Origin of the sequence: Bradyrhizobium sp. sGM-13 (assembly GCF_018398875.1) — a bacterium.
Classification (GTDB): domain Bacteria; phylum Pseudomonadota; class Alphaproteobacteria; order Rhizobiales; family Xanthobacteraceae; genus Bradyrhizobium.
In genome coordinates this window covers 94597-119584 of record NZ_JAGWDK010000003.1, presented here as the reverse complement: position 1 = coordinate 119584, position 24988 = coordinate 94597, and the positions used below count along the sequence as shown (strand labels likewise).

The 24988-nt window shown below is 63.8% G+C and carries 21 protein-coding genes, 1 tRNA gene and 1 pseudogene; 9 read left to right on the top strand and 14 right to left on the bottom strand.

What is annotated here, in order from left to right; genetic code table 11:
* Positions 1 to 363 precede the first annotated feature (363 nt).
* The 9 genes from KJQ96_RS05155 to KJQ96_RS05115 form a co-directional block, all read right to left on the bottom strand.
* Positions 364 to 831 (bottom strand): low molecular weight phosphatase family protein, encoded by a 468-nt coding sequence (locus KJQ96_RS05155; RefSeq protein WP_213285619.1) that lies wholly within the window; start codon positions 829 to 831, stop codon positions 364 to 366.
* Between the two features lie 44 nt (positions 832 to 875).
* A complete protein-coding gene (locus tag KJQ96_RS05150; RefSeq protein WP_213285618.1) occupies positions 876 to 1379 on the bottom strand; it encodes a UPF0262 family protein in 504 nt (167 codons plus the stop codon).
* A complete protein-coding gene (hisD, locus tag KJQ96_RS05145) occupies positions 1376 to 2671 on the bottom strand; it encodes a histidinol dehydrogenase (protein WP_213285617.1) in 1296 nt (431 codons plus the stop codon). The genes KJQ96_RS05150 and hisD overlap by 4 nt, the downstream gene beginning before the upstream one ends.
* 208 nt (positions 2672 to 2879) lie before the next feature.
* A complete protein-coding gene (locus KJQ96_RS05140) occupies positions 2880 to 3329 on the bottom strand; it encodes a DUF2948 family protein (RefSeq protein ID WP_213285616.1) in 450 nt (149 codons plus the stop codon).
* Positions 3330 to 3347: 18 nt separating this feature from the next.
* Positions 3348 to 4637 carry a UDP-N-acetylglucosamine 1-carboxyvinyltransferase gene (murA, locus tag KJQ96_RS05135; protein WP_213285615.1) on the bottom strand — a complete coding sequence of 430 codons (1290 nt, stop codon included), beginning with the start codon at positions 4635 to 4637 and terminating at the stop codon, positions 3348 to 3350.
* 232 nt (positions 4638 to 4869) lie between these two features.
* A complete protein-coding gene (locus KJQ96_RS05130; protein ID WP_213285614.1) occupies positions 4870 to 5694 on the bottom strand; it encodes an alpha/beta fold hydrolase in 825 nt (274 codons plus the stop codon).
* A gap of 118 nt (positions 5695 to 5812) precedes the next feature.
* Positions 5813 to 6319, bottom strand: coding sequence for a hypothetical protein (locus tag KJQ96_RS05125; RefSeq protein ID WP_213285613.1), 507 nt, complete (start codon positions 6317 to 6319; stop codon positions 5813 to 5815).
* A gap of 179 nt (positions 6320 to 6498) precedes the next feature.
* Complete coding sequence (locus KJQ96_RS05120) at positions 6499 to 8205, bottom strand: FAD-dependent oxidoreductase (RefSeq protein ID WP_213285612.1); 1707 nt, start codon at positions 8203 to 8205, stop codon at positions 6499 to 6501.
* Between the two features lie 75 nt (positions 8206 to 8280).
* A complete protein-coding gene (locus KJQ96_RS05115; RefSeq protein ID WP_213285611.1) occupies positions 8281 to 8478 on the bottom strand; it encodes a hypothetical protein in 198 nt (65 codons plus the stop codon).
* A gap of 341 nt (positions 8479 to 8819) precedes the next feature.
* On the opposite strand from KJQ96_RS05115, the gene KJQ96_RS05110 reads away from it, so the two are divergent.
* Positions 8820 to 8894, top strand: a tRNA-Thr gene (locus tag KJQ96_RS05110).
* A gap of 136 nt (positions 8895 to 9030) precedes the next feature.
* Here the strand turns inward: KJQ96_RS05110 and KJQ96_RS05105 are convergent.
* The gene (locus tag KJQ96_RS05105; RefSeq protein ID WP_213285853.1) at positions 9031 to 9795 is read right to left on the bottom strand and encodes a Crp/Fnr family transcriptional regulator; all 765 of its coding nucleotides are present in this window, start codon (positions 9793 to 9795) and stop codon (positions 9031 to 9033) included.
* Positions 9796 to 10175: 380 nt separating this feature from the next.
* Positions 10176 to 11219: an HD-GYP domain-containing protein gene (locus KJQ96_RS05100; RefSeq protein ID WP_213285610.1), complete on the bottom strand. Its 1044-nt coding sequence runs from the start codon at positions 11217 to 11219 to the stop codon at positions 10176 to 10178.
* Between the two features lie 301 nt (positions 11220 to 11520).
* Here KJQ96_RS05100 and KJQ96_RS05095 point away from each other — a divergent pair, with 301 nt between their 5' ends.
* Positions 11521 to 12492: a family 16 glycosylhydrolase gene (locus tag KJQ96_RS05095; protein ID WP_213285609.1), complete on the top strand. Its 972-nt coding sequence runs from the start codon at positions 11521 to 11523 to the stop codon at positions 12490 to 12492.
* Between the two features lie 12 nt (positions 12493 to 12504).
* A complete protein-coding gene (locus tag KJQ96_RS05090; protein ID WP_213285608.1) occupies positions 12505 to 13968 on the top strand; it encodes a GH1 family beta-glucosidase in 1464 nt (487 codons plus the stop codon).
* Between the two features lie 16 nt (positions 13969 to 13984).
* Here the strand turns inward: KJQ96_RS05090 and KJQ96_RS05085 are convergent, their stop codons facing one another.
* Complete coding sequence (locus KJQ96_RS05085) at positions 13985 to 14218, bottom strand: hypothetical protein (protein WP_213285607.1); 234 nt, start codon at positions 14216 to 14218, stop codon at positions 13985 to 13987.
* A 102-nt stretch (positions 14219 to 14320) separates the two neighbouring features.
* On the opposite strand from KJQ96_RS05085, the gene KJQ96_RS05080 reads away from it, so the two are divergent.
* From KJQ96_RS05080 to KJQ96_RS05065, 4 genes are all read left to right on the top strand, one after another.
* Entirely contained in the window at positions 14321 to 14641 is a 321-nt protein-coding gene (locus tag KJQ96_RS05080) for a DNA-binding transcriptional regulator (RefSeq protein ID WP_028348061.1), read from the top strand.
* A gap of 221 nt (positions 14642 to 14862) precedes the next feature.
* Positions 14863 to 15588, top strand: a complete 726-nt coding sequence (locus KJQ96_RS05075; RefSeq protein ID WP_213285606.1) for an outer membrane protein — start codon at positions 14863 to 14865, stop codon at positions 15586 to 15588.
* 223 nt (positions 15589 to 15811) lie between these two features.
* Complete coding sequence (locus KJQ96_RS05070; protein ID WP_213285605.1) at positions 15812 to 17935, top strand: methyl-accepting chemotaxis protein; 2124 nt, start codon at positions 15812 to 15814, stop codon at positions 17933 to 17935.
* Between the two features lie 243 nt (positions 17936 to 18178).
* On the top strand, positions 18179 to 19240 hold the full coding sequence (locus KJQ96_RS05065) for an MBL fold metallo-hydrolase (protein WP_213285604.1): 1062 nt from the start codon (positions 18179 to 18181) through the stop codon (positions 19238 to 19240).
* Positions 19241 to 19374: 134 nt separating this feature from the next.
* Here the strand turns inward: KJQ96_RS05065 and KJQ96_RS05060 are convergent, their stop codons facing one another.
* The gene (locus tag KJQ96_RS05060) at positions 19375 to 20760 is read right to left on the bottom strand and encodes a malonyl-CoA decarboxylase (RefSeq protein WP_213285603.1); all 1386 of its coding nucleotides are present in this window, start codon (positions 20758 to 20760) and stop codon (positions 19375 to 19377) included.
* A 79-nt stretch (positions 20761 to 20839) separates the two neighbouring features.
* A pseudogene (mdcA, locus tag KJQ96_RS05055) lies at positions 20840 to 22467 on the bottom strand (malonate decarboxylase subunit alpha); the annotation flags it as partial.
* Positions 22468 to 22555: 88 nt separating this feature from the next.
* On the opposite strand from mdcA, the gene KJQ96_RS05050 reads away from it, so the two are divergent.
* Both KJQ96_RS05050 and hemA read left to right on the top strand, forming a co-directional pair.
* Positions 22556 to 23467: a LysR substrate-binding domain-containing protein gene (locus tag KJQ96_RS05050; protein ID WP_249733763.1), complete on the top strand. Its 912-nt coding sequence runs from the start codon at positions 22556 to 22558 to the stop codon at positions 23465 to 23467.
* 144 nt (positions 23468 to 23611) lie between these two features.
* A complete protein-coding gene (gene hemA, locus KJQ96_RS05045) occupies positions 23612 to 24841 on the top strand; it encodes a 5-aminolevulinate synthase (protein WP_028348055.1) in 1230 nt (409 codons plus the stop codon).
* Positions 24842 to 24988 lie beyond the last annotated feature (147 nt).

The following is a 24988-nucleotide window of genomic DNA, read 5'->3' as shown; positions in this document are numbered from 1 at the left end:
CGCGGAACCTATCGGAAGGCACTCCATTCCACAACCGGGGAACAAGTGATTGTAAGGGCTTTGGTTCTTCCGTCGTCCCAGGGAGCGCAGGGACCCGTAACCACAGGCGGTTGTCATGGGAATGACAGGGGCGCGACTGGCACTTCCTCAAACTGCTGGGCCGCGGGGGTATGGGTTCCTGCGCAGGAACGACGGTGAGAGCTTTACCCGCTCGCCGTCTCGTGTCCCGGACCCGGCGCGGCCCGCAGTGACGCAACGCAGAGCCGGGACCTATGGCTGAGATGGACCCCGGGATCAGCAGCGCAACGCTTCGTGTTGCGCAGCGTCCGGGGAACGCCGGCCGGCAGTTCACCCCCACGACGGCTATCCGCTCGCGGCGCCTGCCTTGGCGAAGCGGCGGCGGATGCGCATCAATAGGCCGTCGCAGACGTCGCGATAGGCGGCGAGCTTTTGCTCGCGGTTGCCTTCCGCGTCGGTCGGGTCCGGCGTCGGCCAATATTCGACATCGGCGGCATGCGTGCGCGTCAGTTCCAGCGCCTTGTGGTGGGCTTCCGGCGACAGCGTGATGATGAGATCGAAATTGAGCCCCTCCCAATCTTCGAGCTCCTCGAACGTGATCGGCTTGTGGCCGGAAATGTCCTGGCCGAGCTCGGCCATCACGGCGACGGCGAACGGATCGAGCTCGCCCTTTTTGACCCCGGCGGATTTCACATAGAGTCCTTGCGGAAACATCTGCTGCAGCAGGCTCGCCGCCATCGGCGAGCGCACGCTGTTCAGCCCGCATGCGAACAGCACGGCCTGCGGATTGCGCGCGCGGGGCGGCGCCTCCATGCGTTAGGAAATCCTTTCGGCAAAGCGCTTCGCACTCTTCGGCATCATGCGTCCTGCCCCTTCCAGTGCAGCACGCAGATCAGCGTGAACAGGCGGCGGGCGGTTTCGAAATCGACGCGGACCTTGCCCTTCAGCCGCTCCTGCAGCGTGCGCGAGCCTTCGTCGTGGATGCCGCGGCGGCCCATGTCGATCGCCTCGATCTTGTCAGGCGTCGCGGTGCGGATCGCCTGATAGTAGCTGTCGCAGATCATGAAATAGTCCTTCACGATCCGCCGGAACGGCGTCAGCGACAGCAAATGCGCCACCACGGGCGTGCCGTCCTCGCGGCGGATGTCGAACATCAACCGGTTGCCGGTAATCGCGATGTGCAGCGCGTACGGCCCCTGCTCGGTCCCCTCGGGCGCGAACAGGTTCTGCTCGATCAGGTCGTAGATCGCGATCGCCCGCTCGTGCTCGATATCGGGGCCGGAGCGCCCGATCGATTCCTCGTCGAGCGTCACCGCGACGATGCGATTGTGCTGGTCATCGTCTGGTGGCGGCTTGTTCATGGCAGATTGAGGCGCAATCCGACGGAGCGTGAATGGGCATCCAAACCCTCGGCCTTGCCCAAGGTCATCGCGGCGGGCCCCAGCGCGCGCAACTGGTCCGGCCCGCATTTGAGAATCGAAGTGCGCTTCATGAAGTCTAGCACGCCGAGCCCCGACGAAAACCGCGCCGAGCGCGCGGTCGGCAGCACGTGGTTGGAGCCGCCAACATAATCGCCGATCGCTTCCGGTGTGTGGGCGCCGAGGAAGATCGCGCCGGCGTTGCGGACATTTGCCGAGAGCGCTTCCGCATCCGCGGTCAGGATCTCCAGATGCTCGGCCGCGATCGCATTCGCCAGCTCGACCGCTTCGTCGAGCTCTTTCACCATGATGATGGCGCCGAAATCGTTCCACGAGGCCCGCGCGATCTCGGCGCGGGGCAGCGTCGCGAGTTGCGATTCCACTGCGCGCTCGACTTCGGTGGCCAGGTCTGCGCTGTCGGTGATCAGGATCGATTGCGCACTGGCGTCATGCTCGGCCTGCGCCAGCAGATCGGCGGCGATCCAGCCGGCATTGGAGGTCGCGTCGGCGATGACGAGCACTTCCGAAGGACCCGCGATCATGTCGATGCCGACCTTGCCGAACACCTGCCGCTTGGCGGCGGCGACATAGGCGTTGCCAGGCCCAACGATCTTGACCACCGGTGCAATCGTCGCCGTACCATAGGCCAGCGCCGCCACCGCCTGCGCACCGCCGACGCGATAGATTTCGGAGACGCCGCCGAGATGGGCGGCCGCCAGCACCAGCGGATTGAGCTTGCCGTCCGGCGACGGCACCACCATCACCACGCGCGGCACGCCGGCGACCTTGGCCGGCACCGCGTTCATCAAGACCGAGGACGGATAGGCGGCCGTGCCGCCGGGCACGTAAAGGCCGACCGCATCGACCGCGCTCCAGCGCCAGCCGAGCTCGACGCCAAGCGCATCGGTGAAGCGCTCGTCCTTCGGCAACTGCCTCTGATGGAATGCCTCGATCCGGTCGCGGGCGAATTTCAGCGCGTCGATGGTCGCGGCATCGCAGGCGTTCACGGCGGCGTCGATCTCGGCCGCGGTCACGCGCAGGCCGGCCGCGTCGAGCTCAAGCCGGTCGAATTTCTTGGTCGCCTCGATCAGGGCGGCGTCGCCGCGCGCGGCCACGTCATCCACAATCGCGCGTGTGGCGCGCTCGACATCGGCCGATACCTCGCGCTTGGCGGCGAGGAATTGCTTGAATTTCGGATCGAAATCGGCGCTGCTGGTATCCAGGCGGACGGGCATGGCGGCTTTCTGAGAGACGTCGGAGGCCCCTGCTCAATGGCGCGGCGGCCATGGGCCGTCAACCCTCCACGTCGTCCCTGCGAACGCAGGGACCCATAACCACCGATGTCCGGCTTGGGCACGCTGAGGCGACAATCCCCTTTCACCACACGCATTTGTGGTTATGGGTCCCCGCGTGCGCGGGGACGACGGATAGAGGGGATACCTCCTACCCCTCTGGCCCCAGCGGCGCTATCGCCAGGTCGCTGGTGCCGAGATCGTCGGTGCCGAGGTCGGTCAGCTCGCATTCCAGGCACTCGAGGTCCAGCCGCAGCGCCTCGCCATGGCTGAACAGGAGAAGCGCACTGCCGCCGGGGGCCTCGCCCGGGTGGAATTCGATCCCGACCAGTTCCAGCATCGCGGTGGGCTGCTGCAGATCGATGTTGCGCGATTTGCAGGCCAGCACCCGGTCGAAGCGCAGCGCCGCGATCAAGCGGCGCGGTTCGGTTCCGCCCGACAGCGTCTGCTCCCAGTCCAGCCGGCTCATGCCGACCACCAGCCGCTTTTCGCCCTGCCGCCAGACGATATCGGAGGCCAAAACGCGGGCGTCCTGCACATGGGCCGATATGACAGCGAGATCGTCGGGGTCGAGCGCAATCAGTTTGAGCGGGTCCGCCACAAGATCCTCGATCGTCCTTTAGTCGCTGATGCGCTGGATCAACGCACCGCAGGCCGAAAGTTTTTCCTCCAGCCGCTCGAATCCACGGTCGAGGTGATAGATGCGGTTGACCATGGTTTCGCCCTCGGCGGCAAGACCTGCGATAACAAGCGAAACCGACGCCCGCAAATCGGTCGCCATGACAGGTGCGCCGCGCAGCTTTGCGACGCCGTCGATGGTCGCGGTCTCGCCGTCCAGCGATATCCGCGCACCGAACCGCGCCAGTTCCTGCACATGCATGAAGCGGTTCTCGAAGATGGTTTCGGTGATCTGCGAGGAACCGCCGGCGCAGGCCATCAGCGCCATCAATTGCGCCTGCAGGTCGGTCGGAAAACCCGGGAACGGCGCGGTCGACACCGTCACCGGCTTTATCGGGCCGCCGTTTCTGGCGACACGAATGCCGTCATTGTTGACGGTAATCTTGGCGCCGGCTTGTGCCAGCACGTCGAGCGCCGACTGCAAGAGTTCGGGGCGGGCGCCGGAAAGCTGCACGTCGCCGCCGGTCATGGCGACGGCCATCGCATAGGTGCCTGCTTCGATCCGGTCAGGCAGCACCGTGTGGCGCGCGCCATGCAGCTTCTCGACGCCCTCGACCACGATCCGCGGCGTGCCGGCGCCGGTGATGCGCGCGCCCATCTTGTTCAGGCAGTCGGCAACGTCGGTGATTTCGGGCTCGCAGGCGGCGTTGGTGATAACAGTCGTGCCCTTGGCCAGCGTTGCCGCCATCAGCGCGACATGGGTGCCGCTCACCGTCACCTTGGGAAAATCGATCGCAGCCCCGCGCAGGCCGCCGGGCGCTTTCGCCACCACATAGCCGCCGTCGATTGTGAGCTCGGCGCCGAGCTTCTCCAGCGCCATGATCAAAAGATCGACCGGCCGCGTACCGATCGCACAGCCGCCCGGCAGCGAGACTTTCGCTTCATGCATGCGCGCCAACAGCGGCGCGATCACCCAGAAGCTGGCGCGCATCCGCGACACCAGCTCGTAAGGCGCTGTCGTGTCGATGATGTTGGCGGCGGAAATGTGCAGGCTCTGGCCCTGATATTGGCCGTCGCCCTGCCGCTTGCCCGCCGACATGATGTCGACGCCATGGTTGCCGAGGATGCGCTGCAACTGCGCGACGTCGGCAAGCCGCGGCACGTTGTCGAGGATGAGCGTTTCCTCCGTGAGCAGCGCCGCGATCATCAGCGGCAGGGCCGCGTTCTTCGCGCCCGAAATCGCGATGGTGCCGTTGAGCTTGCTACCGCCGACAATACGAATGCGGTCCATGCCATGCCCTTTGCTGTGCACAATTTTTATGAGCGGGTGCGTCTGCAGCAGAAGCGGCGACATTTGCGGCGATTTGATGGGGTGGGGCCAAAGCCAACCACTGTCGTTCCGGGGCGCTCACGAAGTGAGCGAACCCGGAACCTCGAGATTCTCAGGGCGCAAGGGCGCCCCATAGTTCGATGCTAACGCATCGCCCCGGAATGACGATGATCAAGTCGGATCAAGGTGAACTTCATAACCGGATAAACGCCAGCAAGTCGGCGTTGATCGTCGCCGCCTCCGTGGTCGGCATGCCGTGCGGAAAGCCCTTGTAGGTCTTCAGCGTGCCGTTCTTCAGAAGCTTCGCCGACAGCGGAGCGGAGTCTTCGTAAGGAACTATCTGGTCGTCGTCGCCGTGCATCACCAAGACCGGCACATTGATCTTCTTGAGGTCCTCGGTGAAGTCGGTCTGGGAGAAGGCGACGATGCCGTCGTAATGCGCTTTCGCACCGCCCATCATGCCCTGGCGCCACCAGTTCTCGATCACCGCTTCCGACGGCTTGGCGCCCGGCCGGTTGTAGCCGTAGAACGGACCGGCCGCGATGTCGCGATAGAAGTTCGTGCGGCTCGCGGCGAGCTGCGCCTGAAACCCGTCAAACACTTCCTTGGGCAGTCCGCCCGGGTTGGCCGGCGTCTGCACCATCAGCGGCGGCACTGCGCTGAGGATCGCCGCCTTCGCCACCCGGCTCTCGCCGTGGCGGGCGATGTAATGCACCACCTCGCCGCCGCCGGTGGAATGGCCGACATGAACAGCACCTTTGAGATCGAGATGCGCCGTCAGCGCCGCGAGGTCGTCGGCGTAGTGGTCCATGTCGTGACCGTCGGCCACCTGGCTGGAGCGACCGTGGCCGCGGCGGTCATGGGCTATGACCCGAAAGCCGTTGTTCAGGAAGAACAGCATCTGCGCATCCCAATCGTCCGCCGACAGCGGCCAGCCGTGGCTGAACACGATGGGCTGACCCTTGCCCCAATCCTTGTAGAATATCTCGACGCCGTCTTTGGTCGTGATGGTGGGCATTACGAATTCTCCTCTTGTTATGCCGTCATCCCCGAGCACGCGTTATTGCGTGGCCCTCGGAAACTGATGTGGCTGATTGCGATGTGCGGATTTTCCTCGACAGATACCAGAGGCCAGCCTATGTCGGCGTCGGCCGGTATCGCCGGAGCGCGCCGATGATCATGACGACGAAGAATATCAGCACGATGCCCTGGACGATGGCGAACGGCGGCTCGGCCGGTGGCACGCTCGGCGCCAGCGCATGCAGCGCCGGCACCTTGAGGAAGGACTGGATCACCAGCACGAACACGTTGAGATAGAGCGAGACCAGCGCGGTCAGCGCGTAAATCCAGCGCCAGGCACCGTTAAGCTTCATGCCGTAAAGCGCAAAACAGGCGATCGCCAGCAGCACCAGCGAGAGAATGCCGATCATATGTGACGGCAACAGCTTCTCGGACAAAAGAGGCGGAATCGGAAATCCTGATGCGCTGGTCAGGATCGTGAACACCAGGAAGATCGCGGTCAGGCCCGGCATACGCTTCGAGCCGAGCATTCCGAACATCACGATGATTCCCGCAACGATAGCGATGAGGCTGATGATGACATGCACGAGAACGAATGTCGCCAAACTCATACCCAAAATCATAACGCGCCCCCTTCGTTGGAAATCTTCTAAACGTTACGACGCGGCGCGAAGAATTTCCACACGCATCGCGTCCGCGTTCGGCAAGGCAGGCATGTGCGTGAATGAAGGCACATCAACGAAAGTTGTGTGATGCACGAAATATTTGCACTGCCGTCACAAACGACGGCAGCCACGTCGCATCATAGCGACGGCTTCGCGGCGTCGGCGAGATAGCCATGCAGCGCGGCCACCACCTGCGCACCCTGGCCGATCGCGCCGCCGACGCGCTTGACCGAGCCGGAGCGCACATCGCCGACCGCGAACACACCGGGCACCGAGGTTTCCAGGGGCGGCACCGGGCGGCCGAGATTCTGCTCGGACTGCGCCCCCGTCACCACAAAGCCCGCACGGTCGAGCGTGACGCCGCAGCCGTCCAGCCAATGAGTCGCCGGATCGGCGCCGACGAACAAAAACAGGTTGCGCACTTCAAAACTGTGCTGTTCCGGCGCCAGCCGGCTCTTCCAGCGCACGCGTTCGAGCGATCCATCGCCGCCGCCTTCGACCGCAATCACCTCGGCGTTGAAGACCAGTTCGATATTGGGCGCCGCCTCGATCCGCTCGATCAGATAGCGCGACATGCTGGCGCCCAGCCCGCCGCCGCGGATGATCATGTAGACCTTGCGTGCATGGCCGGAGAGAAACACCGCGGCCTGGCCGGCGGAATTGCCGCCGCCGACCAACACGACGTCCTGGCCGACGCACAGCTTGGCCTCGATCGGCGAGGCCCAGTACCAGACGCCGCGGCCTTCGAACGCGTCGAGATTGTCGATTTCCGGCCGCCGGTAACGCGCCCCGCTCGCCACCACGATGGATCTGGCGCGCAGCGACTGCCCGCATTCGGTGGCCAGCGCGAACACGCCGTCGCGCTGCGAGCAATCCAGCGACCGGATCGAAACCGGAATCAGCATCTCGGCGCCGAATTTCTGCGCCTGGTTGTAGGCGCGGCCCGCGAGCGCCTGCCCCGAAATACCGGTCGGAAAGCCCAGATAGTTTTCGATGCGCGCGCTGGCGCCGGCCTGGCCGCCGAACGCCCGCGCGTCGAATACCGCCACCGACAATCCTTCGGAGGCGGCATAGACCGCAGTGGCAAGACCGGCCGGACCGCCGCCGACCACCGCCACATCATAGAGCCTCTCATGCGCATGGTTGGTGATCATGCCAACCGCCAGCGCCAGCTCCGTCTCCGACGGATTGCGCAGCACGGTACCGTCAGGACAAACCGCCAGCGGCAGATCGGCCCGCGAGGTGGCATAGCGCGCGACGAGATCGGCCGCGTCCTTATCGCTTGCGGGATCGAGCACGTGGTGCGGCTGGCCGTTGCGCGCCAGAAAATTCTGCAGCCGCGCCGTGTCGCCGAGGGAGGGCGAGCCGATCAGCACCGGCCCGCCGACGCCGCCCTGGATCAGGCTGACCCGGCGCAGGATCAGCGCGCGCATGATGCGCTCGCCGAGCTCGGCTTCCGCGACCAGAAGCGCGCGCAACTGGTCCGGCGGGATCAGCAGCGTTTCGACATCGCCCTCGGCATGGCCGTCGACCAGCGCGACGCGGCCAGAGAGTTGTCCGATCTCGGCCAGAAATTGTCCCGGGCCCTGGTCGATGACCGGCGTGATATGGCCGAGGCCATCGCGCTGGGTGATCGCGACCGTGCCCGACAGCACCACGAACATGCCGGGTCCGACTTTGCCGGTCTCGAACAGGGTTTCGCCGTCCTTATAGGTCCGAAGCTCCCCGAACCGGCGCATGCGCGCGATTTCGTCATGCGTAAGCGCCGGGAATGTCTGTTCGTAACGTGGAAACGCAGTGGAAGCCGCGCCGGTCGCCGGACCGGCCGTGATATCTGCACTCATGATCGCCACCCAAGAAACAACAACTGCAAAAGAATTGCCAGGCCGCCCGGCGAGCGATCGGGGATTCCCTCTACGCTACTGGCCCGGCTTTTCTCCGCTGGCGTCATCTAGGGACGCATTGGGGCTTTCGGAAGGTGCGCCATCACTGCGCCCGCGCGCCTGCGACTTCCGCCGCTTGAGATTTTCGCGGAGCGCCAGCTTAAGCCGGTCGCGTCGTGAATCCTTCACATCCGCGCCGGTCTTTCCTGCGCTCTTGCCGTGATCACCCTTCATCGTCAGTCCGCCGAATATGTCTTGGTCGAGACGGCATCAGCGACGCCGCCATTCGAAGATAGCCGCTTTCGATCGTCCATGCCGCAATCGCGCCCGGCCTGCCACGGTCCCGAACCCCGCGACAAGTAGCGGAAGCCGGGATTCAGCCGCTCAAGGCAAGGTCGGGAACCGGAGCAAGGCCCGAAGTTGCCCATTCGCCCCTGGTCCCGATCGTCGGGACGATTTTACCCCATTTTGATGCTTTCCCAGCCTACCCGCGCGCTTGCACCAGAAGGGCCCTTGTGGCAAGAACCGGCCGCCTGTAGGAGGCCTTTAGGGCCGATTCCCTGAATACCGGGCATGCTGCCGTAGCTCAGTGGTAGAGCACTCCATTGGTAATGGAGAGGTCGACAGTTCAATCCTGTCTGGCAGCACCATCTTTTCCTCTGAACCATCAGCCACAAGGCCCCGGCGCGTCGGGCTGTGGCGGTCATTCGCTTCCCTCGAAAACGTTGCGATTGCTTGAGCGTCGTCGTGGCCGTCTGTGGGAGCTTATGTAAGCTTGAAAAACGATCATGCACCGTGGAGTTTGTCGGCCGACGCAAAATGCGGGTGCGACCCCACGGCTTCATCCGGGACGATCCGATCGGTTGCACAACGTATGATGTCGTAGCATTCGCACGTTGCTTCCTCGAGCCGCGCCCTGTCGATTTCGACCAAGCCCCGCCGAGCGGATCTGATGGCACCCAAGGCGCGGAGTTTGGCAATCACCTGCGTCACGGTCGTTCGTCGCACTCCGAGCAACTGCGAAAGTGTCCCCTGCGTTAATGATAGGATGTTGTTGCCCTCGGTTCGATCGTGCAGGTGAAGCAGCCACCGGGCCATGCGGGCTTCGACCGAGTGCAGTCCGTTGCAGGCTGAGACGTGCTGGAACTGCATGAGTATCGACCTCGTGTGCGCCTCGACCACATGTCTGACGGCGCCGCTTTTCATGTAGGCTGCATGAAACCGCGACACGGAGATTTGCGATGCGGTGCCGCCCACCCGCACGACCGCGGTCACGGACGACAAGAAAGAGGGCCCCAGCACCGATAATGCGCCGATCGCCCCCTCGCGCCCGATTACCGCGGTTGCGATCGTTTCTCCGTTCGGAAGGCCGAGCATGAAGGAGATGGCCCCGCTATGGGGAAAGTAAACGTGGTGGCGTCGATCTCCCGCTCGTATCACCACCGCGTCCTGTTCGAGCGACACCTTCTGGAGATGTGGTGTGAGTAACGCGAGGTCTGCTGGCGGCAACGCGGTGAGAAGACGGTTACCGGCGCTCGCCGGACGGCCCATCACGAGAGACTTCTTCCCTCAGAAGAACAGGCAGCTCTCCTGGAAAGTCTTTGGCAGGAATGTCTTCTGTGGTGCGCCGACACTAACTCCACTTTCATCGTTCATCGTGCATCGTTCCGGCTTTGAGCTACCTTCTTGGATGCGATATTTGGTGAGTACCCTACGGCGCCGCGCCGGTAAAGGTACGGCAAACCGTTGGGTAATCGGGCGGAACCGCTTCGACACGAGCCTCAGGACCGCTGGCGAGGCGAAAAAGCTCAATAAATTCAGTTGGCGGGGTGTTTCTCGCGACAGTTCCTGTCTAGCAGCAGCATCCCCTCCCAATAAGATGACCGGCCTCAATCGGGAAATCGGGGGCAGAGCGGGATCATCCCGCAGCCTCATCCCGGCCCAAGCGCGACGTTGCGGAACGCCCTGACCAGCGATCCTTCGAGCTTGCCCTCCATGCCGCACAGGACCTGGTAAGCGGCAGGCCGCGGCATTGGCGGCCGGTATGATCTCGACTCGATGAGTGCGGCGAAGATGTCCGAGATCGTCAGCAACCGGACCAGATCGGAAATCTGCGAGGCTTTCACTCCATCCGGATAACCCGAGCCATCGAGATATTCGTGATGGTGCCTCACGCCGTCCAGAATCTCCGGGCTGATGCCGGATACGCCCTTCAGCAGTTCATATCCGATCACGGGGTGGCGCTTGATGATCTCCTCCTCGTCGGGGTCGAGGCGTCCCGGCTTGTCCAAAATCGACAGCGGGATGCGCGCCTTGCCGATGTCGTGAAGGGTCGCCGCCATTCCGAGCCTCGATACATCTGTGCCGGAGAACCCAATGTCGAGCGCGAAGCCGACCGCTACGCCGGTGACGAGCAGACAATGCTGAAATGTGCCCTCGTGGTAGCGGCGCACCTCATCGAGCCATGCCGAAAGGCCATCCTGCCCGACGCGCTGGATGATCTTCGACGTCGCACGCTTCGCATCGGCGACTTTCACCGGCCTGCCAAGGCGCACATTCGAAAACATCGAGGCGAAGGCGGCCACACCCTCGTCCATCTCCGATGCCGGAACTTCAGCTTTGTCCTCCGCGGCTGCTTCCACCGCTTCGATCTGCGCAACCTTGGGAATTGCTTCCTTGGCGCGTGAAAGGACCGCGGTCGCACCGAGCGCATAGGCCTGCGCTACCATCGAATGGGACAGATTGTGAACGACGAACAGTTTTTCGGGAATCCCGGCGAGGTCCTGCAATATGAGCCTGAGCCGATCGACGCGCGGCATCTGCCGCAGGTCGACGTCGACCATCACCACACCATGCGACCTGATCCGGGTGCCGTCGCCGCCCAGCAACCAGGGTACCACGGCGTGCTGCGGCTCGAACATCGCACGAATCGCCGGCAACTTCGTCGGTTCGTCTGTGACAAAATAGACGAGCATGTCGAGTAAAGTCCGTACGCGCCAATATTGAAGAAACCGTCTCTCAACCTTGGAGACTGAAAACAAATTGAACGATTGATGGTTCGAAAGGCCGAGCCCGCACTCGGCGCCATCGGCATCAGGCGCTCTAACGCACCTCATTCTGGGACATCAGGGCTACCTTGCCGTTAAGTATCGACCTCGTATAACTACCTACCTCAAACGAGGTACGCACGCCGTCCCTCCGCAGACCATCAGATCGAGGGCATCGTCCGTGAATGATCTCCTGTCGTCGCGAAGCGAACGGCGGACCGAGAGATTGATGCTGTGCGCTTTGGTCGCGATGGGAGGCCTGTTCGCCGGGCCAGCGTTCGCGCAGGCCGATGTCGCCGGGGCAACGGCCAAACTCACGCTGCAGGTTGCGACCGCCATGCTCGGCGAGCGCTGCCGCCGCGTCGACGCGCCGAACCCCGCATCGTTCGCATCGGTAGCCCTGCACCGGACTTTCCACGACGATTTCGATACCCATCCGCTGCTGGATGAAAGATGGGCGCCGTACTACGCCGGCGGCGCTGCCTGGCCGGAAGCGCGCTACTGGGGTGGCGAGGGCTCCGACTTCAGGCGCAAGACCAGCTACAATGGCGAACAGCAGATCTATGTCGATCCGCGTTATGGCGGGCGCGAAACAACGCCGCTCGGCCTCGATCCGTTCAAGGTCAAGGACGGCGTTCTCTCGATCGTCGCCAGCCGGACCCCGCCAGCGCTGAAGACCGTGCTGTTCAACAATGAATATATCTCGGGCATCCTGACGACCCAGAGCCGGTTTGCCCAGAAGTACGGATATTTCGAAATCCGCGCCAAGATACCGGTCGGCACCGGCGTGTGGCCGGCATTCTGGATGCTTGCCGATGACGGCGGCTGGCCGCCGGAAGTCGACATTATGGAGGGCCGCGGGCAACGGCCGGGCGACATCGTAATGACGACGCATTGGCGGATACCGGAGACGCAGCGCGTGGAACGCTGCGGGTTTGACTTCATTGTGCCGGACGCTCCGACCGCGTTCCACGACTACGGCGTGCTGTGGCAGCCGGATCGCATAACCTATTTCATCGACCGACAGCCGGTCTCGGAGATCAAGGTCCCGGTTGGCTTCCACGAACCCATGTACATGATCGTGAATCTTGCGATGGGCTCGAAGACTCTCGAGGGCGTCGGATTCGTCGATGGCGAATCTCCCAATATTGTCGCATTCGAGATCGACAGGATATCCGCCTACCAAATCGACGAACGCTGACCGGAGACAATGATGTTCGGAAAATTCTCGCGCCGGCATTTTGCAAAGCTTGCGGGCTTGTCCGCGCTGGGCGCTGCCGCAGCGCCAGCCGATGCCGCCGCGCAAGCGGCATCCGATCGGCCCGCGCCGGCGAGCTTTCCGAAAGACTTCGTCTGGGGCACCGCGACGTCGGCCTATCAGATCGAGGGCGCGGTGAACGAAGACGGCCGCGGCCGCTCGATCTGGGATACGTTCTCGCACACGCCCGGCAAGATCGAGGACGGCACCAGCGGCGACCGCGCCAACGAACACTATCACCGCTACAAGGAGGACATCGGCCTGATCAGGGAATTGGGCGCGAGGGCCTACCGGTTTTCGATCGCCTGGCCGCGGGTATTTCCGGAAGGAACGGGCAAGCCGAACCCCAAGGGCCTCGACTTCTACGACCGGCTCGTCGACGAACTCCTCAAGAACGGCATCGAACCATACGGGACGCTTTATCACTGGGACCTGCCGCAGACGCTCGAGGACAAGGTCGGCGGCTGGCGATCCAGCGAAACGTCAAAAGCGTTCGGCGATTACGCTGGCCATGTGGCGGCGCGCCTCTCCGATCGCGTCCGGTCGATCTTCACGATCAACGAAGCCGGAAGGTTCGTGAATTTCGGCTATGGATGGGGCATCGATGCGCCCGGGCTCAAACTGCCGGACGCGGAGGTTAACCAGGTCCGCCACCATGTGGCGCTGGCCCATGGCCTAGCCGTGCAGGCGATCCGCGCGCATGGACGCAAAGGCACCAAGGTGGGGCCGGCCGAAAACATCGCGGCCTGCGTGCCGGCGTTCGACACGCCGGAAAACGTTCGCGCGGCCGAGATAGCGACGCGCGAATTGAACTCAGGCTTTCTCGGCGTCATCCTGGAAGGCAAATATACCGACGGCTTTCTGCAGTTCGCCGGCAAGAACGCGCCGAAATTCACCGCTGAAGAATTGAAGATCATTTCGCAACCGAACGATTTCGTCGGCCTCAACATCTACGCGCCCCAGTTCTACATCGCCGCTTCCGACAAAGCGCCGGGCTGGAGCGTGCTGCCGTTTCCCGCCTCGTTCCCGCACATGAATTCGGAATGGCTGCGCGTGGGGCCGGAGACGATCTACTGGGCGCCGCGGCTGGCGGCAAAGATCTGGAACATCGAGACGATCTATATCAGCGAGAACGGCACCTCATCGGAAGACAAGCTTCGCGCCGACGCTCAGGTCTACGACCTCGATCGCATCATGTATCTGCGCAATTACTTGCGGCAATTGCAGCGCGCGACGTCGGAAGGCGTGCCGGTCCGCGGCTACTTCCTCTGGAGCCTGATGGATAATTTCGAATGGATCTATGGCTACGAGAAGCGCTTCGGGCTCTACCACGTCGACTTCGAGACGCAGCGCCGGACGCCGAAATTGAGCGTTGCCTTCTATCGCGACGTGGTAGCGCGGAACGCGATCGGCGTCTGAACGCCGGTAGCCGGCTTCAATACCTCGCGGCCTGCCGGATTGACGCCGGGACCTCGGTGATGGGCCGCTGCTTGCTGTCGGTTGCCACAGTCGTGGCGGGTTCATGCGCCAGCTTGCGCGACGAATCGTGACTGACGAAGACGCCTGCAGCCATAAACATCAGCACGACATAAAGGGCGAACATGCCGCCGACCCATTTCCAATAAATCTGGCGGGCCTGGGGGGTAAGGCTTTCAAGTAATCGGCGCATGGTTACCTCCTCATCAGGAAACCTAATAGGCTGCGTATAGACCCCGGGCCTGACCCGGTGTGTGACGCACTTCACAGATGTCGATTTGTAAATGGAGAACCCGTGACCGGAGCCGAACTGAAGAAACTTCGCGAGCATCTCGGTGAGGCCATCGGCCAGCCGCTGTCGGTGGCCGACATGGCCAAGCTCTGCGGGTTGCCGGCCGCGGATGGCGCCGACACCATCCGTAAATGGGAGGTTACCGGGCCGACCGGGCCGGTGGCGGAGCTGTTGCGCATCCTGGCGATGGCTAGCGACCACTACCCGATCCTCGAAATGTTCAACGTGTTCGACCGCCACGACGTGCCGGTGAAAGATCGCCCGGCGCGGCGGCAAGCCTTCCGCGAACAGATGCGCAGCGACGTGCGCCGCCGCATTGGTTAAGCAAAGCTTGCCTGAGACTTGCGCGGCCGCTGAAAATTAAGCCTTTCCTTACCTTTGATTAGGCCTTCATTAAGTACAAAAAGTGTTTGTCTGCCAATGAGTTGGCTTATGGAGCGCTGTCACCTCGGAGTGACAGCATTTTAGATAAAAGCTGTCTATCTGCGTGGCCATGGATGACGCCGGCACGCGGTGTCGCCGAACGGTTTTCGGAGACAGCAAAAATGAAGAAGATTCTCGCCGCCCTCGTGGCCTTCGCAGCCCTCACCGCCGCCGCGCCCGCGCCTGGCGCCGACCTCGGCGCAGGCCGCTACTATAACAAGGCGCCCGCTTTTGCGCCGACGATCTACAACTGGACCGGCTTCTATATCGGCGGCCATCTCGGCGGCGCCTTCAGCGGCAGCCACGACTTCAACGGCGCGGTGCTGAGCGACTCCAGCGCCCGGCTGCTCGGCGGCGTTCAGGCCGGCCTCGATTGGCAGTTCGCGCCGAACTGGGTCCTCGGCACCGAGGGCCAGTATTCCTGGCTCGGCAAGAATAACCTCACCGCCACCTTCCCCGGCGCCTACGTCTACACCAATGATCAGCGCGGCCTCGGCTCGGTCACTGCCCGCATCGGCTACACCTGGGGTGCGGGCCTGCTCTACGTCAAAGGCGGCTACGCCTATTCCGACAACCGCGAGCGGCTGACGCTCGCCGGCGCGCCGATCCCCTTCCTGCTCGATGGCAACCACAGCCACGGCTACACCGTCGGCGCCGGCGTCGAGTACATGTTCGCCCCGAACTGGGCGGTCAAAGGCGAGTACATGTACTACGACTTCGGCAGCAGCCGCTTTGTTTCCCCCGCGGCGCTGGTGCCGTTCGGAAGCTTCCACAATGACGACCACACGCTGAAGCTCGGCGTCAATTATCGCTTCAACTTCGCGAGCCCCGTGGTGGCGCGCTACTGAGCGCTTTCAACTGAGAATTACAGAAGGCCGGCTTTTTACGCCGGCCTTTTTTGTTTTGGTTCTGCGCCCCGCATTTTCCGATTCACGGAAAAATCCAGTACAGCAAGCTGCCTGCCGCTAAAATCATGGCGAAAATAGTTCCGTATTTCCAAACTTGTTAACCGGGTTTCGCGATACTGCCACCCGAAACATCCCAAGGTAGCGTGGACGGGGCAGCGGGCAGATGGCGTCATTCAATTCAGGGCTCAAGGGTATTCGCTTCGGCGTCAGAGGCAGTCTGTTTGCCGCCTTCGCCGTCATCGCCGGTATGGCGATCATCATCTCTGCCGGCGCCGGACTGATGCTCGGGCGGCTTGGCGGGACCATGGTGGATTTAAGCGGACGGGATATTCCCCGCCTCGCCGCCAGCCTTCAGCTCTCGGCGCAGAGCGCGAGCCTCGCCAGCCAGGGGCCGGCGCTGCTGGCCGCGCGCAGCGAGCAGGCGCTGAACGATCGCACCAGGAAAATGAAGGAAACCCAGACGGTCGCGCTGCAGAAGCTCGGCGAGATCGTCGAACTCGGCGCCGACAAGGCGGTCGTTGCCGCACTCACCGAGAACATGAAGAATATCGATGAGGTGATCAAGAGCCTCGGCTCGGCTGCACATGAACGGCTCGAACTGGCCGCCCAGCACGAAAGACTGTACGAAGCGGTGCGCAAGGCTCAACGGCGCTTCATTGCCGCCGCCGGCCCAGCGGCGATCGACGCCCAGACCGAACTCTACAGCATCTACGCCGCGCCTAACTTCTCGCAGCCCGACGCCATCAAGGCCCACAGGACGGCCGACCAGCTCGCCGATATCGCCGCGAGCGGCAATCTGATGGCGTTCGACATGATCGCCGCGTTGTCGGCCACCAGTGGCGATACATTGGAGGCCATCGGGAAGGAATTCCGCACCGCGCAGGCGCGCGTGAAGTCGAATGTCGAGAAGCTGCCCACGACCACGGCGATGAATGTTGTCCGCAACGCGACCCTGGACTTGCTGGCGCTTGCCGACGGCAAGGCCGGCGTCTTCAAGGTCCGCCAGCAGGAGCTTGATGCAGACGATTTCGGCCAGACCATTCTGGAGGAAACCCGCAAGCTCAATGTCGGCCTCGGCATCAGCGTGCAGCAACTGGTCGATGGCGTGCAGAAGGAAACCAACGCTGCGGCCTGGCAGGCGCGTCAGGAGATCTCGTTCGGGACCATGGTCATGCTCGCGCTCGGCGTCGGCACGCTGGTCGGTTCGGTCCTGTTCGTCTGGCTCTATGTCGGCCGCAACATCCTGCGGCGAATCAGTAATCTGCAGCGCTCGATGCAATTGCTGTCCAGCGGCGACCTCGAAACTGAGGTCTATCAGACCCACCACCAGGACGAGATCGGCGTCATGGCGGATTCGCTGCAGGTGTTCCGCGAGAGCATGATCCAGAGCCGCGCGCTCTCCGCCGAGCAGGACAAGGACCGCATCGCCAAGTCAGAGCGCGCCTCCCGCATGGAAGCCCGCATCGTCGAGTTCGAAAGCACCGTTCGCACCGCGCTCGACAGCCTGCAGACCGCGGCGGGTTCGATGCAATCGACCGCGCAAAGCATGTCGGCGACCGCCGATCAGTCCAGCGCGCTGGTGACCGCGGTTGCGACCGCCGCCGAGCAGACCTCGGCCAATGTGCAGACCGTATCGTCGGGCACCGAGGAATTGTCCTCCTCGATCGAGGAGATCGGCCGTCAGGTCATCACCTCGGCAGAGATCGCCAGCAAGGCGGTCGACGACGCCGGTGCGACCGACGCCACCATGCAGGGGCTCGCAGACAACGCGGCGCGGATCAGCGTGGTCGTCGACCTGATCCAGACCATCGCCTCGCAGACCAACCTTTTGGCGCTGAACGCCACCATCGAAGCGGCACGCGCCGGCGATGCCGGCCGCGGCTTTGCTGTGGTCGCCTCCGAGGTAAAAAGCCTCGCCAACCAGACCGCGAAGGCCACCGACGAGATCCGCCAGCAGATCGTCAGCATGCAGACGGTGACGGAGACCGCGGTCTCCGCGATCCGCAACATCAGCACCACGATCAGCGAGATCAACGAGGTGACCACCGCGATCGCGGCCGCGGTCGAGGAGCAGGGTGCGGCGACGCGCGAGATCGCGCGCAACATCCAGCATGCCGCGGGCGGCACCAGCGAAGTCTCCAGCAATATCGTCGGCGTCTCCAGCGCCTCGGCACAAGCCGGAACCGCCGCCAACCAGGTGCTGACCGCCTCCGACGCGCTGCGCCGCGAGGCCGACGTGCTACGCGAGGAGATCGACGCGTTCCTGTCGAATATTAGGGCGGCGTAGCCAGGTGTGCCGGGGCGGGCGCCGTGCCTGGCCGACAAAAAATGCGAGAACAACCCCATGCAAAGTAGCCGGGTACGCTGCGCAGCATCGGGGCGTGCGCCACCATGGCCAGGCGCGGCGGCACGGGATTGCGCCGTAAACTCGTGCATTTGAAGCCCGATGCCTTGCGATCCCCGGGCGCGCGGACACCGCCAGCGCTTTTTTCGGCTGGCGCAGCGCCGCGCGTCCCGCTAAGCCGGTAGCATGCATTCGAAGACCGACAGCATCCAGTCCATCGCGGAGACCCTGCGATACCCCTGGGAGAGCCACCCCGGCCATGACCAGGTCGTGGAGGTCATGCCCGGCGTGCTCTGGGCACGCCTCAAACTGCCGTTCCGCCTCAATCACGTGAACATCTATTTGCTCGCCGACGGTGACGGCTGGACGATGGTCGATTCCGGTTTCGGCAACGAGGAATCGATTGCGGCTTGGACCATGCTGTTCGAGGGGCCGCTCGCCCATGTCAGGGTCAAGCGCCTGATCGTGACCCATTCGCACCCCGACCATGTCGGTCTGGCGGGCTGGATCACCGAGCGATTCAATTGCCCGCTCTATATGTCGCAGGTGGAATACCTCCAGTCGGTCTATCATCAGAACCGTGGCACCGAGGAACGGCGCAATGCGCAGCGCCTGTTCTTCCGCCGTCATGGCATGGACGAGGACCTGACCGACAGACTGCTCGGCCGCGGCCAGGACTATTTGAAGCGGGTTTCGGTGCTGCCGCCGTCCTATCGGCGCATCTCGCATGGCGACGAGGTCGTGATCGGCACCCGCCGCTTCAAGGTGATCACCGGCGGCGGACACGCGCTCGACCAGGTGATGCTGTACTGCGCCGCCGACAAATTATTCCTATCCGCCGACCAGGTGCTGAGCAAGATTTCGCCAAATGTCAGTGTCTGGGCCGTCGAGCCCGACCAGAACTCGCTCGGGGAATATCTGGCGTCCCTGGCGAGCCTCACCACCACGCTGCCGTACGACGTGATGGTGCTGCCCGGCCACGGCGTGCCGTTTTACGGGCTGAAGACCCGCATCAAGCAGCTCGCCGACCACCACGAGGATCGCTGCCGGCTGATCGCGGAAGCCTGCCGCGAAGTGCCGCAGACCTCGAAGGAGTTGGTGCCGGTCGTGTTCCATAAGCACGTGCTGGACGAGCACCAGATGGGCTTTGCCGCCGGCGAACTGGTCGCCCACGTCAATTACATGCTGGTCGAGGGCCGCCTGACCTGCGAGGTCAGCGACGGCGTGTTGCGGTTCCGCACGACCTGAGCGGCCCCGAACGCACGGCGCCTACCGGACCGCTAGAGCGGGATGACTTTTCTTCGAATCGTCAGCCCGCTCTATCTCTTTGATTTGAGCATGATCTATTCGGAAAACCGGTACCCACTTTTCCGGATCATGCTCTAGATAATGGCGGACGACTCACGGCGTTGCCGGGATATTAGCAGCGCGTCGACGTCAGACGACCGCACCACCGTCCCGTCATGGGCGAAGGTCTCGTGGTTGGCCTCGATCGTGCCGGGGTCGTAGAGGTAATTGACCATGATACCGAAGGATTCCTCGATGCCGCGCGGCGCGGCGTTGCCGAGCCAGTTGATGCGCTCCAGCCGCGCGCCGTTGCCGAGATGGAAGCGCGCGACCGGATCGATCGGCGGCTTCGAGGATATCTGGCGCGTCAGATAGGTCGCGCAACGGTGCATCAGCCAGGGACGCAGCGCCTCGCTCTGCGACGCGTCGCGCCACCACCCGTCGGTCTTGAGTTCAGCCAATGCCGCCGTCTCGGGCTCGCTCGCGTCTGCCAGCGTGCCCGCCAGCCAGCGTCGAAAGCCCGGCACCGGCGACAGAGTGGAGAAACGGGTCAAATGCGGCAGCTCGGCCTTCAATTCCTCCACCACCTGCTTGATCAGGAAATTGCCGAAAGAAACGCCGCGCAGGCCGTCCTGGCAATTCGAGATCGAATAAAAAATCGCGGTGTCCGCGCGCTGCGCCCGCTGCCGCGCGGCATCATCATCGCCGTCCTGGACCAGCAGCGGCTGCACCGCTCCAGCGAGCCCTTGCACCAGCGCGACTTCGACAAAGATCAGGGGCTCGCCCGGCAGTGCCGGATGAAAGAAAGCAAAGCAGCGCCGATCGGGCGCCAGGCGGCGGCGCAGATCATCCCAGCCTTGAATCTCGTGCACCGCCTCATAGGCGATCAGCTTGTCCAGCAGCGCTGCCGGCGACTGCCAGTCGATCCGCCGCAGTTCGAGAAAGCCGCGGTTGAACCAGGATGCGAACAGATGCTTGAGGTCGCCATCCAGCGACTTCAGCACCGGCTCGTCGCGAAGATGCGCCGTCAGCTCCTTGCGCATACCAACGAGTGCGCTGGTACCGCCGGTTGCCATGTTCATTCGCCGCAACAGCTCCTGCCGCGGCGGATCGGCTGCTTGCGCCAGCCGCGCTGCGCTCTCGGCCGTGGCGCCGGCAAGGTAGGTTTGCGCGGCCGACCGCAACGCGGCGGCGTCGGGCAGGAAGTTGGTGGCGAGATGGCGGTGGAAGTGGCGGCGATCGTCGGCGTCGAGATCCCGCAGGACGTCGTGTAGCTCACGCGCGACCACCGCGCCGGAGGCTTCGCCGCGTTCGGACAGCAAGGCCGCCGCGAGCCGTTTCGCTTGATCGAGCGGCGCGATTGCATCGTGCGCCGATCCGGGGTCGGCGCTGCTGCGCAGGCCGAGCGAAATCCGAAGCCGCTCCAGCCAGGACGACCCCGGCTGCGCGTCGCGAAAACTGCTGGTTCGGGCGTTCTTCATGACGCTATCCTTCTATGGAATGGATCGCCGGCTTCGCCTTGACGTCCGCCGTTGCGAGCTTCGCGACTGACGATCGAAGGAATTTCACCGGCGGCGCATAAAGTCCGCCGGACCACGTGACGAGGTCGTCGATCGTCTGCGCGGCGAGCAGGTCACGGGTCGCGGACCGCGCATCGATGCCGAGGTCGGCGGGCCGCAGCACGATGCCGCGCCTGCGCAAATCCTCGGTCACGTCGGCCGACCGCGCGCGCCCGAATTCGGTGTCACCGGCAACGGCGCGCAGCGCTGCCGCGCGTTCCACCACTGAGCGGCAAAGCAAGAGATTTGCGACGCCTTCCTCGGTGATGACGTGGGTGACGTCGTCCCCGTAGATCATCACCGGCGGCAGCGCGAGGCCTGCGCTCGCGGCGAGGTCAAACGCGTCGAGCCGCTCGACGAAGCTCGGCGTGCCATCCGGCTGGCGGGTCTGGACCATCTGCACGACAAGCTTTCGCCCGCGCATCAGATCGCCGGCCTGCCTTCCCGCGCGCAACCATGCCGGGCTGTCGTGACGGCGTCCGCGCGCATCGGCGCCCATGTTCTGCGCGCCGCCGAACCCTGTGATCCGTCCCTTAGTCGCCGTCGAGCTGTTGCCCTCGGAATCGATCTGCAAGGTGCCGCCGATGAAGAGGTCGCAGGCATATTGGCCGGCGACCTGGGCCAGCGCACGGTTCGAGCGCAGATTGCCGTCCGCGCCGACAGGGAAAACATCCGGCCGACTCGACATGTAGCGTTCCATACCGAGTTCGGAGCCGAAGCAGTACACGCTCTCGACAAAGCCGGCCTCGATCGCCGGGATCAGCGTCGGGTGCGGATTGAGGACGAATTGCTTCGCGACCGTGCCCTTCAATCCGCGCGAGGCGGCGAACGTTGGCAGGATCAGTTCGATCGCCGCGGTGGCGTAACCGATCCCGTGATTGAGTCGCTGCACCTGATAGGGTTCGTAGACCGCGGCGACGGCCATCATAGCAATCAGGATGTTTTGCTCCCTGATCTTGGCGGGGTCGCGGGTGAACAGGGGTTCGATCGCGTAGGGTTTTGGAGAAGGCACGACAACGTCGACCCAGTCGCCGGGGATGTCGACCCGCGGCAGCACGTCGACGATCTGATTGCCTGCGCCACGACGATACCGCCGCGGAAAGCGGCCGCTTCCGCGATCGTGGGCGTGTCTTCGGTGTTCGGGCCGGTGTAGAGATTACCGTGCCGGTCGGCCTTGTCGGCGACAATCAGCGCGACGCGCGGCGTGAGGTCGACCAGCATGCGCGCGTAGAGCTCGAGATAGGTGTGGATCGCGCCGATCTTCAGCGCGCCTGCGCCGACCAGCTCGGCAAGCTTGCGGCTTTGCGGCCCAGCAAAGGCAAAATCGAGCCGGCTCGCGATGCCGCGCTCGAACACGGCCAGATGATCGGGCAGTGCCAAGACCGACTGCACCATGTGCAGATCGTGCACGCGCGCCGGGTCGACATTGGCAAGTGCCGTGGCGAGGAAATCCGCTTGCTTCTGATTGTCGCCTTCGATGGCAACGCGGTCGCCGGGTTCGATGAGCGCTTCGAGCAGCTCGGTCGCACGGCCGGATGGACAGATTTTTCCGCCATCAGTGCAGAGGGACACCGTCCGCGCCAGGCGCTCGCGGCGATTGGCCGACCTGGGGTTTTGTTGTTCCAACATGTTTGCAGCCCTTCGTTTGATCTCTCCGGCTTGCCGATGAGCGACACGTAGGGGCGGCCAATTGATTATAAAAACAATATTTCGTAATATGACTGATCGCAAAACTCGATCAATTGCCGTGCTCGAACTCGACCTGCTCAAAACATTCGTCGCAGTCGCCGAATGCGGCGGCTTCCATCGTGCGGCCGAGCAACTCCACCTCACGCAATCCACCGTTAGCCAGCACATCAAGCGCCTCGAGCTCGAGGCCAAACGCCCACTATTCCGCCGCACCACGCGCGCGGTGGCGCTGACCGATGATGGCGAGATGCTGCTGGGCGATGCGCGCCGGCTGCTGCAGCTAGAGGAGACGGCTCGTCATCGTCTCACCGCGCCGCAGCTCTCCGGCACGGTGCGCCTCGGCGCCGTCGAGGAGGTGGCCGGCGGATCGCTGCCTCCGGCGCTCGGCCGCTTCGCCAGCCTGCACCGCCATGTGAAGCTCGAAGTGCAGATCGGCGTTAGTTCGGAACTGATCGAACTGCTCGACCGGGGACGGCTCGACGTCGTGCTTGCCAAGCGCCCACTCGGGACGTCACGCGGACGCCTGGCTTGGCGCGAACCGCTGTTATGGGCGGCCGCTGAGACGTTCGATCTCGTTCCCGGCGCGCCGCTTCCGCTGGCGCTTTATCGCGAACACTCGGTATCGCGCGAGGCGGCGCTGCGGGCGCTGCGCGGTAGCGATGCATCCTGGGAGATCAACTACACCAGCCCCAGCCTGACCGGGGTACGCGCCGCGGCACTGGCCGGCCTTGCCATCACACCACTTCCGTCTAGCGCGATCACGAATGGCCTGCGTGTTCTCGGGGTCGCCGATGGATTGCCGCCGCTGCCCGATCTCGAATTCGCGATCTTCGAAAATGCGCGCCCGGCTGCCGCTGCGGCGGCGCTGGCGGAGGCGCTGGCCTCGCTTGTCCAATTCGCAGATCGCGGCGCCGCGGGTACGGCTGCGAAACGCATCTAGCATGTTGATCTAGATCAATTTTCGTCCGGTCTAAGTAGCGTCCCGGAGGCGCGCCGAAATGTGGGAATTCGCATAGACATCAAAGCTGGAAAGGCTCTAAAAAGGCCCGACGCCAATCTGGCCGGTTCCGTTCCAGGTCTTGTGATGGATTACAGCAAATTCTTCCACGCCGCCCTCAATCGCCTGCATGACGAGCGACGCTACCGCGTTTTCGCCGACCTCGAGCGGATCGCGGGCCGTTTCCCGCATGCGGTCTGGCACTCGCCGAAGGGCAAGCGCGATGTCGTGATCTGGTGCTCCAACGACTATCTCGGCATGGGCCAGCACCCGAAAGTGGTCGGCGCCATGGTCGAAACCGCGACCCGCGTCGGCACCGGCGCCGGCGGCACCCGCAACATCGCCGGCACCCATCATCCGCTGGTGCAGCTCGAGCAGGAGCTGGCCGACCTGCATGGCAAGCAGGCCTCGCTGCTGTTCACATCGGGCTATGTGTCGAACCAGACCGGCATTTCGACGATCGCAAAGCTCATTCCGAACTGCCTCATTCTATCTGATGCGCTGAACCACAATTCGATGATCGAGGGCGTCCGCCAGGCCGGCTGTGAGCGCCAGATCTTCCGCCACAACGACCTCGCCCATCTCGAGGAACTTTTGATCGCTGCAGGCCCCGACCGGCCCAAGCTGATCGCCTGCGAGAGCCTCTATTCGATGGACGGCGACGTCGCGCCGCTTTCGAAAATCTGCGATCTCGCCGAGAAATACGGCGCCATGACCTATGTCGACGAGGTTCATGCGGTCGGCATGTACGGTCCGCGCGGCGGCGGCATCGCCGAGCGCGACGGCGTCATGCACCGCATCGATGTGCTCGAAGGCACGCTCGCCAAGGCGTTCGGCTGCCTCGGCGGCTATATCGCCGGTAATGCCGAGATCATCGACGCGGTCCGCTCCTACGCGCCGGGCTTCATCTTCACGACCGCGCTGCCGCCGGCGATCTGCTCGGCCGCAACGGCTGCGATCCGGCATTTGAAGACCTCCAACTGGGAACGCGAGCGCCACCAGGACCGCGCCGCCCGGGTCAAGGCGATCCTCAACGCAGCCGGGCTGCCCGTGATGTCGAGCGACACCCACATCGTGCCGCTGTTCGTCGGCGACCCCGAGAAGTGCAAGCAGGCCTCCGACATCCTCCTGGAAGAGCACGGCATCTACATCCAGCCGATCAACTATCCGACGGTCGCCAAGGGCACCGAGCGGCTGCGGATCACGCCCTCGCCCTACCACGATGACGGGCTGATCGATCGGCTCGCCGAAGCGCTGCTGCAGGTCTGGGAACGCCTCGGGCTGCCTGTGAGGCAGAAATCGCTGGCGGCCGAGTAACCCTACCCGTCCTAATCTCTTCGAATTGGGCCGGTGGCGCCGTGCGCTGCCAGCCCAAAGCGTCTATATTGGCCTCTTCCGGCCATGGCGTTTACGAGCGTGCGGCTGGCGTGAAAGATACACGTCCGCAATCCAAGCGCCGGGAGA